This window comes from Amycolatopsis samaneae, from assembly GCF_039541975.1.
Taxonomy (GTDB): Bacteria; Actinomycetota; Actinomycetes; order Mycobacteriales; family Pseudonocardiaceae; genus Amycolatopsis; species Amycolatopsis samaneae.
Window position 1 is genome coordinate 149,846 of record NZ_BAABHG010000001.1, and the last position, 8,870, is coordinate 158,715.

The 8,870-nt window shown below is 72.0% G+C and carries 10 protein-coding genes; 4 read left to right on the top strand and 6 right to left on the bottom strand.

What is annotated here, in order from left to right:
• Nucleotides 1–271 precede the first annotated feature (271 nt).
• Nucleotides 272–1,063: a 2,3-dihydro-2,3-dihydroxybenzoate dehydrogenase gene (locus tag ABD987_RS00670; RefSeq protein WP_345385648.1), complete on the top strand. Its 792-nt coding sequence runs from the start codon at nucleotides 272–274 to the stop codon at nucleotides 1,061–1,063.
• A 55-nt stretch (nucleotides 1,064–1,118) separates the two neighbouring features.
• Here ABD987_RS00670 and ABD987_RS00675 read toward each other — a convergent pair whose 3' ends face one another.
• Nucleotides 1,119–2,738, bottom strand: coding sequence for a flavin monoamine oxidase family protein (locus ABD987_RS00675; protein ID WP_345385650.1), 1,620 nt, complete (start codon nucleotides 2,736–2,738; stop codon nucleotides 1,119–1,121).
• A gap of 237 nt (nucleotides 2,739–2,975) precedes the next feature.
• Here ABD987_RS00675 and ABD987_RS00680 point away from each other — a divergent pair, with 237 nt between their 5' ends.
• Nucleotides 2,976–3,401, top strand: coding sequence for a GyrI-like domain-containing protein (locus ABD987_RS00680; protein ID WP_345385652.1), 426 nt, complete (start codon nucleotides 2,976–2,978; stop codon nucleotides 3,399–3,401).
• A gap of 6 nt (nucleotides 3,402–3,407) precedes the next feature.
• Here the strand turns inward: ABD987_RS00680 and ABD987_RS00685 are convergent, their stop codons facing one another.
• The 3 genes from ABD987_RS00685 to ABD987_RS00695 are packed head-to-tail and all read right to left on the bottom strand — an operon-like array spanning nucleotide 3,408 to nucleotide 5,613.
• On the bottom strand, nucleotides 3,408–3,671 hold the full coding sequence (locus ABD987_RS00685) for a hypothetical protein (RefSeq protein ID WP_345385654.1): 264 nt from the start codon (nucleotides 3,669–3,671) through the stop codon (nucleotides 3,408–3,410).
• Nucleotides 3,602–4,366 (bottom strand): MBL fold metallo-hydrolase, encoded by a 765-nt coding sequence (locus ABD987_RS00690; RefSeq protein WP_345385656.1) that lies wholly within the window; start codon nucleotides 4,364–4,366, stop codon nucleotides 3,602–3,604. Before ABD987_RS00690 ends, ABD987_RS00685 begins: the two co-directional genes overlap by 70 nt.
• A gap of 23 nt (nucleotides 4,367–4,389) precedes the next feature.
• Nucleotides 4,390–5,613 carry an MFS transporter gene (locus ABD987_RS00695; RefSeq protein ID WP_345385658.1) on the bottom strand — a complete coding sequence of 408 codons (1,224 nt, stop codon included), beginning with the start codon at nucleotides 5,611–5,613 and terminating at the stop codon, nucleotides 4,390–4,392.
• 149 nt (nucleotides 5,614–5,762) lie between these two features.
• On the opposite strand from ABD987_RS00695, the gene ABD987_RS00700 reads away from it, so the two are divergent.
• Nucleotides 5,763–6,023, top strand: a complete 261-nt coding sequence (locus ABD987_RS00700) for a hypothetical protein (RefSeq protein WP_345385660.1) — start codon at nucleotides 5,763–5,765, stop codon at nucleotides 6,021–6,023.
• A gap of 13 nt (nucleotides 6,024–6,036) precedes the next feature.
• Here ABD987_RS00700 and ABD987_RS00705 read toward each other — a convergent pair whose 3' ends face one another.
• Complete coding sequence (locus ABD987_RS00705; RefSeq protein WP_345385662.1) at nucleotides 6,037–6,921, bottom strand: LysR family transcriptional regulator; 885 nt, start codon at nucleotides 6,919–6,921, stop codon at nucleotides 6,037–6,039.
• Between the two features lie 127 nt (nucleotides 6,922–7,048).
• Between ABD987_RS00705 and ABD987_RS00710 the strand changes: the two genes are divergently transcribed.
• Nucleotides 7,049–7,903, top strand: a complete 855-nt coding sequence (locus ABD987_RS00710; protein ID WP_345386777.1) for an EamA family transporter — start codon at nucleotides 7,049–7,051, stop codon at nucleotides 7,901–7,903.
• Nucleotides 7,904–7,909: 6 nt separating this feature from the next.
• Here ABD987_RS00710 and ABD987_RS00715 read toward each other — a convergent pair whose 3' ends face one another.
• A complete protein-coding gene (locus ABD987_RS00715) occupies nucleotides 7,910–8,821 on the bottom strand; it encodes an alpha/beta fold hydrolase (RefSeq protein WP_345385664.1) in 912 nt (303 codons plus the stop codon).
• Between the last annotated feature and the right edge of the window lie 49 nt (nucleotides 8,822–8,870).

Here is an 8,870-nt window from a genome sequence, read left to right on the forward strand (position 1 = left end):
CAGCCGCCACCGTTCCCGCGCCGGAACGGAAAGCGTTGCCGGACAAGCTTTTCCGGTGTCTCCGGGAAGGCATGTCCCCCAGGGTTCCGCGCCATCTCCGCTCCTCAAGATCGGCTATTGGTTAGGCTAACCTAATTCACAAACGGGACAGAAGTCCACCGTGGCGCGTGCGTGCCAGGTCACAACAGGCACCCGCGCACGGCCTCGGGCCGCCGTCCCGATTAGGTTAACCTAACCAAAGTCTCAGAGGTAGGGCAGAGAGGTGTTCGAGATGGTGCCGCCGAGCCGGGAAGACACGGGAATCGCGGGCCGGACCGCACTGGTGACCGGGGCCGCCCGCGGCATCGGCGCGGCGGTCGTCCAGGGGCTCGTCCGCGAAGGCGCGACGGTCGCCGCGGTGGACATCGACGCCGAGGGCCTCGCGGAGTTCGCCGCGCGAACGGGCGAACGGGTACACCCGTTTCCCGCCGACGTGGGCGATTCCACCGCCGTCGCCCGTGTCGTCGAAGCGGTGGAACGGGATCTCGGGCCGATCGACATCGGCGTTTCGGTGGCCGGGGTGCTGCTGCCGGGCTCGGTCTGCGAAACCACCGACGAGGACTGGGCGAAGACGTTCGCGGTCAACACCACCGGTGTGTTCGCCCTGCTGCGCGAGATCGCGCGCCGGATGGTCCCCCGGCAGCGCGGCACGCTGGTCACCGTCGCGTCGAACGCCGCGGGGGTGCCCCGGATGGGCATGGGCGCCTACGCCGCGTCGAAGGCCGCCGCGACCATGCTGACCCGTTGTCTCGGACTGGAGGTCGCCGGGCACGGGATCCGCTGCAACGTGGTCTCCCCCGGCTCGACCGACACCCCGATGCAGCGTCTGCTGTGGACGGACGAGAACGACGCCGACCGGGTGATCGCCGGTTCCCCCGAACAGTTCCGCGTGGGCATCCCGCTCGGCCGGATCGCCGACCCCGCCGACATCGCCGACGCCGTGCTGTTCCTGGCCTCTCCCCGGGCGCGGCACATCACCATGCAGGAGCTGTTCGTCGACGGCGGCGCGACACTGCGCGCCTGAGCACGGCCGCCGGCGGTGTCGCCGGGCCACGTGTGCGCCCGGCGACACCGCCCTGTCACGCCGACAGCACCCGCCGGTGCAGGGCGGCGACCACCAGGCGAGCGGACTCGAACGCGCCGGCCTGCCACGAACTGAGGTGGCTGAGCCAGTCGCCGGAGAAGTAGACCCGGCCCGCGGGCCGGTTGAGCAGCCGGTATCCGGCCGTGTCGTAGGGCGGCGAGGTCCACGCGGTCTCGATGTGCGGCGCGCGGCGCCAGGCGACCGAGAACGAACCGGTGAGCTCGTCCCGGAACTTCGCGCCGTGGATCTTCACGCCCTGTGCCACCGCCAGCAGCTCGCGTTCCTTCGGCGGAAGCCGCTCGTACCGCACGGCGCGGTCGTCGTCGCCGCGGTACCCGCTCTGGTACCCGACGAGCACCCCGGTACGGCCGTGGTGCCCGTGGGACGGGTACCAGATGGTGCTGATGTCCAGATCGGTCCAGGTGATGCCGCCGTAGATCCGGTGGTCCGTTTCCCACCAGCGGTTCCGGTACTCCAGGCCGATCTTCCCCGCCGGTACCAGGCGATCGCGATAGGTGGCGAGCGCCGCCCGCACCTCGACCCCGAGGTTGTGCGGGATCCCGGCCAGCAGGTGCGGCGGCAGCGCCGCGACGCAGTAGTCGGCCGTCAGTTCCCGATCACGGCCGTCCGCCGCGCGGTAGCCTACCGCGACTCCGTGCTCCCCGGCGGTGATCCGGGTGACCCGGCTGCCGGTCCGGATCCGCCCGGTACCGATCGCTTCGGCGAGCGCGCACGGAATCCGGTCCATTCCGCCCACCGGCTGGAACATCTGCATCGCCTGGTCGTAGTCGTGCTCGAAGGAGAAGAAGCTCCCCACTCCGCTGGCGAAGACCTCGGACAGCGAAGGTACCGGTTCGAGTACCGTACCCGTGTTCTCTCCGGCACCGGGATTCACCGAAAACCCCCGCCTGGGGCCGCCGAGGTACCGCCATCCCCCGTTCCTTTCTTCGATCGTGCCCCAATCCTGCAGGAAGTCGAGCAGCCTTTCCTTGTCGGCCGCGGTCAGCTCGGCGTCGAGCGCGCCCCGGTCGGTGGCCTTGGCGAGCAGTTCGCCGACGTAGCCGTGCACGTCCGCCTTCGCGGTCCGGTGCCGCTGCGGGCTCTTCATGCCGGCGGATTCGTTGTAGGTGAAGGCATTCGCGTTGGTGTTCGTGAAGACCTCGATCGGCACGCCCAGCTCGCGACAGTAGTCGAGAGTGACCATCCACTGCGCGATCCGCGCCGGGCCCGCGTTCAGGTAGCCGTCCCCGGCGAACTCCGCCACCTGGGTGACACCACCGAGTTCGGTGTACTCGGTCCCGTTCCGGACGGTGAAGTTCCGTCCGCCGATCCGGTCCTGTGCCTCTAATACCGTGCAGTCGTACCCCGCCTTGCCGAGTTCGTAGGCACAGGTGAGGCCGGCGATCCCGCCGCCGAGGACCGCGACCTTCGCCGCGGATCGGCCGGACAGCGCGAAATCCGCGCGCCGCGGCGGGTGGTAGGTATCGGCCCGCGCCGTCGGGGCGAGACCCAGCGCCCCCATCGTCGCGAACATCGTGCCCGCCCCGCCCGCCGCTCCCACGGCGGACAGGAACCGTCTTCTGCTGATCCCGCTTCCCTCGGAGACATCCATCATCGATCGTTCCCCTTTTTTACGTTTCCCAAGTCGACATCAGAGAAAGTGATGAACCGATCAGCTTTGATTGCGTGACACAGCCTGCCGCGCGCCCTGTCCGGTCGCGAACCGCCGCACAAAAGATACCGGCGACGGCGAATTTCGGTCCACTGAAACAATTGTCCGCGAAAAAGCGGTCCGGCAGCGCACAAGCGGCTACCACGCGGGATTGTCGGTGCCGCGTGGTTCCCTGGGCGCATGACGACTTCCGTATTGCACGCCCCGCCCGCCCGCGTCCACCGTGAGGACGTCACCGTGCTGGAGCGGACCACCGCCGACGAACTGCCCCGGATCCAGGAGCTCTGGCCCGAGTTCGAGCGGCTGGTCGGGCTGCGCGGGCGCAGGATGTACGCCCGGATCGACGTAGGAGCGGGCACCTACACCGTCTGCACGCCGGTCAAGCCCGGAGACAAGGCGGAAAGCCTCGGCCTGCGGACCGGCGTCCTTCCCGGTGGCTGGTACCTGCGCGGCACACTCGTCGGCGAACCGCCCGGCCTCTACGAACGCATCGGTCCCGGGATGGCCGAGCTGGAGGCGGCCACCCCGCCGGACGAGACCCGGCCGCTGGTCGAGTACTACCGCAGACACGACCAGGTGGAGCTGTGGGTGCCCGTAAAACCCTGACGGCCCTCAGCACACCTGGCGCAGGTCGGTCGCGACCACCAGCGGGCCCCGCCACGCGCCACGGCAGTCCCGCTCCCACTCCGCGTCGGACACCGGCCCGAACGACACCAGGTGGTTCAGCACCAGGTGGCCCACCTTCGCCTCGAGCGCCACCTTCGCGACCTGTTCGTTGGTGGTGTGCGAAGCCAGGAGATGCTCCTTCAACCGGGTCTCGGTCGGCTGCGCGGCCAGCAGCCGGTCCAGTGACGGCAGGTGGAGCACCTCGTGCACGAGCCAGTCCGCGTTCCGCGCGAGGCGGACCACGGCCTCGGCCGGTGTCGTGTCCCCGGAGAACACCACCGAGCCGTACCGGGTGTCGAAGCGGAGCGCGTAGGACTCGGTGACCGGCGGATGGTTGTTCCGCGCGGCCGTGCCCGCACCAGCTCGTCCCGGTAGACCTCGCCGTCTCCGGTGAACTCGCGCGCCTCGGCGAGGCCACGCGGGTCCGGCAGCCCCTGGTCCGCGATCCGGACGTCGATGTCGTAGCGGTTCATCGCCAGGTAGCCCGCCAGCATGTCCGCCATGCCCGGCGGCGCGTGGAAACCGATCCGGTGGGTGAGGTTCGCGTTCCACGCCGCGTTCAGGAGGTTCCCGAACTCCAGGTTGTGATCGGAGTGGTGATGCGTGATGAACACCGCGCGCACCGCGGACAGTTCGAGCCCGGCGAGCACGAGCTGGCGGCTCACGCCCATCCCGCAGTCCACCACGTACACCACGCCGTCCACGACCAGCGCGTTGGCCGGGCTGCTCCGGTCGGACCGCAGCGTCGGGCCGCCCTTCGTCCCCAGCGTCACCAGGTGCATGCCGGTCTTCGGCACCGGTGGGGCACTCGGCGGCGGCGCCGGCCGCGGCTCCGCCGCCGAGCACGCGCCGAGCGCGAGCAGCCCGGTGGCGGCCCCAGCGCCCAGAACTCCCCGTCGTGACAAGGCTTTCTCCGTCCGGCCGTCCATCAACGCCCCTTCCCGGCGAGTTCCGCCGCGCGTTCGGCCGCCCGGAACGCCGCGGGCGAAACCGCCTTCCACACCACCGCGGTCGCGGCGACCGAGACGATCGCCGCCATCACCCACACTCCCCGCAGGGTCCAGTGGGCGGCGACGAAACCCCCGGCCAGCGCGCCCAGCGGGGTCAGGCCCCATGCCAGCGCGCGGTGCCCGGTCAGGACCCTGCCGAGCAGGGCGGGCGGGGTGAACCGCTGACGGATCGACTGCGAGCACACGTTCCACATCAGCACCGTGGCGGTGAGGAACACCAGCACGAACCCGATGGCCACCGGCCACGGCGGCAGCACGGCGATCAGCAGCATCACCACCACTCCGCTGGCCTGCCCGAGCCGCATCGCCCACGGGTACCCCAGGCGTGCCACGACTCCCTGGACCACGAAGGACGCGGCGACCCAGCCGACCGCCATGCAGGCCAGCAGGATCCCGTACCCGACGGCGCCGACGTGCAGCACCTGCGTCGCGTAGAGCACGAACATCGTGTTCGAGGCGCTCGCCGCGAACGAGCCGAGCGCGACGCTGAGGGTGACCGACCGCAGCAGCGGGGTGCCGACCAGGTACCGCAGCCCCGCGCCGATGCCCCGCAGCGGATGCACGCCGAGCGCGGGCGCCGGGGCCGAGGGAATCCCCCTGGCCAGCAGGAACGCCACCACCGCGCACGCGCCCGCCAGCCACGCGGGCAGCCCGGCGCCGAGCGACAGGAGCAGCCCGGTCAGCGGCGGCACGAGGAACTGCACGACGCCGCGGTCGATCACCTGCAGGCGCGCGTTGGCCGAGGCGAGCTGGTCCGGGGCCACGATCTCCGGCACCAGCGCGCCGCTCGCCCCGTCGCCGAGCACCTGGGCCGAGGTGATCACGAACGCGACCACCATCAGCACCGGCAGGCTCAGCAGCCCGGCCGAGCCGGACACCGCCAGCGCCAGCGCCGCGACCACCTGCACCGCGTACGCCCAGCCGAGCACGGCCGTCCGGCGGAACCGGTCGATCACCACACCGGCGAACAGCGAGAACAGCAGCCACGGCGCCTGGCCGACGACATTGACCAGCGACACCGCACGTGGATCCGTCGTGATCGACACCGCCAGCAGCGGCAGCGCCGCCAGCAGCAGCCCCTCACACGCCGAACCGGACACCGCCACCGCCTGCAGGCGCACCCACCTGCTCGTCCCCGCCATGATCGACAGTCTGCCGAACCCCGGCGCCCGGCCGCACCGACTTTCGGCTGTTCCCGGACGCCGGTCGCGCACGAATCCACTGTGGACGATCACGGACGCCGCGCGCGCCGGAACGGCTATCGTCGGCGGGGAGGAGAACGGAGCGGAAGATGAGTGAGAACGACGCGGCACTGCCCGCCCCCGGCACGCCGGAGGTTCCCGAACCGGACTACACCGAAGGCGGTGTACCCGGTTTCGACTTCGTGCGGGACAGGATCGAAAAGCGGTACACCACGGCGGTCGGCTCGACCGAGCTGGCCGGGATCGGCGGCGAGGAGACCGTGGAGACGCTCGACAAGAAGATCGCCGACCGGGACGAGGCGGCCAAGGACAAGCTGGCCGAGATCCGCAGGCAGATGCGCGGAGAGTGAGCCGCGATGCCCCTCAGCCCGCCGGATCGGCGCGCACGCCGAGTCCGTCGAGGAACGCGGTCGCGGCGGGGGTGCTGCTGAACCGGCTCCACACCAGGTGCTCCACCCTGGCGGGGGCGTCGATCACCGGGACCGTGACCACCCCGCTGAGCCGGGGCGCGTAGGCCGACGGGAGCATGGCGACGCCGAGGCCCTGCTGGATGAGCCTGGCCATCAGGTCCGCGGCGGTCACTTCGAGGGCGACGTCGCGGGTCAGCCCGGCGGCCGCGAAGGCCTGGTCGGACTGGGCCCGGCCGGCCGTGCCCGCCGGGAAGTCCACGAACACCTCGGCGGCCAGCCGCGCCAGGTCGACGGCGGTCTCCCCGGCCAGCGCGTGCCCCGGTGAGACCACGGCGACGAGCCGGTCGCGGGCCAGTTCGTGCGAGCGGACCCCCTCGGGCCGCGCGGTGGCGGGCAGGCCGAGAAAGGCGACGTCGAGCGTGCCCTCCTTCACCTGCTCGACGAGTTCCTCGCTGGCCCCCACCCGGAGGCCGACGCGCACCCGCGGATAGTCGCGGTGGAACTCGTGCAGCACGGCCGGGATGTCCACCGCGGCGACGGTGGGGATCACGCCCACGGCCAGCCGTCCCCGCACCTCGCCGACGGCGGCGGCCACCTCGGCCGCGGCGCGCTCCGCGGCGTCCAGGCACTGGCGGGCGGCGGGCAGGAACGCCGCCCCGGCCGCGGTCAGCCGCACCCGGCGGCTGGTGCGGTCGAACAGCCGCGCGCCGAGTTCCCGTTCCAGGCGCGCGATCTGGTGGCTGAGCGCCGACTGGACGACCAGGCACTGCTGGGCGGCACGGGTGAAACTGCTCGTCTCGGCGACGGCGAGGACGTAGCGCAACTGCTGGAGTTCCATGGATCTATCGTGAACCACGATCGATCCGGTGACAAACATGTGTTGGACTCATCATTGCTGGTCGGCCGAGACTGATCGGGTGCGAAACCAGACACTCACCCGTACCGCGGCCACCGCGCTCGCCCCGATGGTGTGGGGCACGACCTACGTGGTGACCACCGAACTCCTCCCACCGGGGCACCCGCTGTTCGCCGGGCTCCTGCGCGCGCTGCCCGCGGGGCTGCTCACACTGGCGTTCACCAGGGTCCTGCCGCGCGGGGCGTGGTGGGCCAGGGCCGCCGCGCTCGGCACGCTGAACATCGGGCTGTTCTTCCCGCTGCTGTTCGTCGCGGCCGAACGGCTGCCCGGCGGTGCCGCCGCCACACTGGGCGCGACCCAGCCGATGATCGTCGCCGTCCTGGCCGTGCTCGTCCTGCGCGAGCGTCCCTCCGGGAGCCGGTTCGCCTGGGGCGCGGTCGGCATCGCCGGGGTCGGCCTCGTGGTGCTCGGTCCGAACGCGGCCTTCGACACCGCCGGGATCGTGGCCGGGCTCGGCGGCGCGGCGTCGATGGCGCTCGGGGTCACCCTCACCAAACGCTGGGGACGGCCCGAGGGCGTCGGCCCGGCCACGTTCGCAGGCTGGCAGCTCACCGCGGGCGGCCTGGTCCTGGTGCCCGTCACGTTCCTCTTCGAGGGAGCACCGCCCGCGATCGGCGGCGGCGCCGCGCTCGGCTACCTGTGGCTCGGCCTCGTCGGCGGCCTGCTGTCCTACCTGCTGTGGTTCCGCGGCATCACGACGCTGCCGGTGACCTCGGTCGCCGTCCTCGGGCTGCTGTCCCCGATGGTCGCCGCGCTCCTCGGCGTGCTCGTGCTCGGCCAGTCGCTCGGTCCCGTCCAGCTCCTGGGTTTCGCGCTCGCCCTCGCCGCGGTCGTCGCGGCGCAACGCGCGCCGCGCGCGGACACGCCGCCACGCGAGCTCGTCCCGGCCCCGACTGTCCGATGAGGACGGTCAGGCGGCCCCGCCGGACGGGGCGAGCAGCGCGCGGATCTCGGCGGCGATCAGACCGGGTTCGGTCACGGGCACCATATGTCCCGATTTCCGGGCGAGGACATGCTTTCCCTTCGCCGACCGCGTGGCGCGGAACTCGTGGGACGCGTTCGCCGCGTCGCGGACCTTCCGGCCCATTCCCGGCGCGGTCAGCGCTCCGGAGATCACCGTGACGGGCACGTCGGGCAGTTCCGGCGGGTGCTCGCGCATCGCGGTCAGGTCCGGGACCACCGAGGCCAGTTCGGCGGCGCGGGTGCGTATGGCGTCGACGGTGAAGCCCTCCGCCCGCATGTCCCGCCGCGCGTCGTCCGGGAGCGCGGCGAGCAGCCCGCGATAGGCGAGCCCCAGCAGTCCGGCACGCGCCAGCGCGGCGCTGACCGTCTGCCCGATCTTCTCGGCCCGGCGCATGGCGGGCTCGAACACGAGATCGCAGGACTCCTCGCTCGGATCGACCAGCACCAGCCCCGCGATCCGGCCGGGCCGCGCCGCCGCGGCGAGCCGCACGATCGGGCCGCCCCAGCTGTGCCCGGCCAGGACGAACGGCCCCGGCCCGAGGTGATCGAGCAGTTCCCCCAGGTCCGCGGCGAGCCGGGTGAGCGGCCGCGGTCCCGGATCGGGCGCGCTGCGGCCGAGCCCGCTGCGGTCGTAGACCACCGCCGGGGCCCAGGCGGCGACCGCGGACTGGACCGGCGCCCAGTACGACCGGCTCGCGGCCAGACCGCCCTCGAAGACCACCGTCGGCACGTCGGCGCCGGACGGCCCCGGAAGGCGCATGAAGAACAGCTCACGCCCGTCACGGGTCGGCGCGGTCCCCGCGGTTCCCTGACTGTGCCCCACCTGGCTCACGCTCTCCCGCACCGGTTTGTCGTTCACACAGGAGAGGCTAACCTAACTCCCGCCCTGAGCAGCTCCGCGTGTCCGT

Excerpts from the sequence above, each read along its gene's own strand:
- ABD987_RS00695 (WP_345385658.1), bottom strand. The coding sequence starts at position 5,613 with ATGGCGGGGACGAGCAGGTGGGTGCGCCTGCAGGCGGTGGCGGTGTCC.
- ABD987_RS00705 (WP_345385662.1), bottom strand. The coding sequence starts at position 6,921 with ATGGAACTCCAGCAGTTGCGCTACGTCCTCGCCGTCGCCGAGACGAGC.
- ABD987_RS00680 (WP_345385652.1), top strand. The coding sequence starts at position 2,976 with ATGACGACTTCCGTATTGCACGCCCCGCCCGCCCGCGTCCACCGTGAG.
- ABD987_RS00675 (WP_345385650.1), bottom strand. The coding sequence starts at position 2,738 with ATGATGGATGTCTCCGAGGGAAGCGGGATCAGCAGAAGACGGTTCCTG.
- ABD987_RS00710 (WP_345386777.1), top strand. The coding sequence starts at position 7,049 with ATGGTGTGGGGCACGACCTACGTGGTGACCACCGAACTCCTCCCACCG.
- ABD987_RS00670 (WP_345385648.1), top strand. The coding sequence starts at position 272 with ATGGTGCCGCCGAGCCGGGAAGACACGGGAATCGCGGGCCGGACCGCA.
- ABD987_RS00700 (WP_345385660.1), top strand. The coding sequence starts at position 5,763 with ATGAGTGAGAACGACGCGGCACTGCCCGCCCCCGGCACGCCGGAGGTT.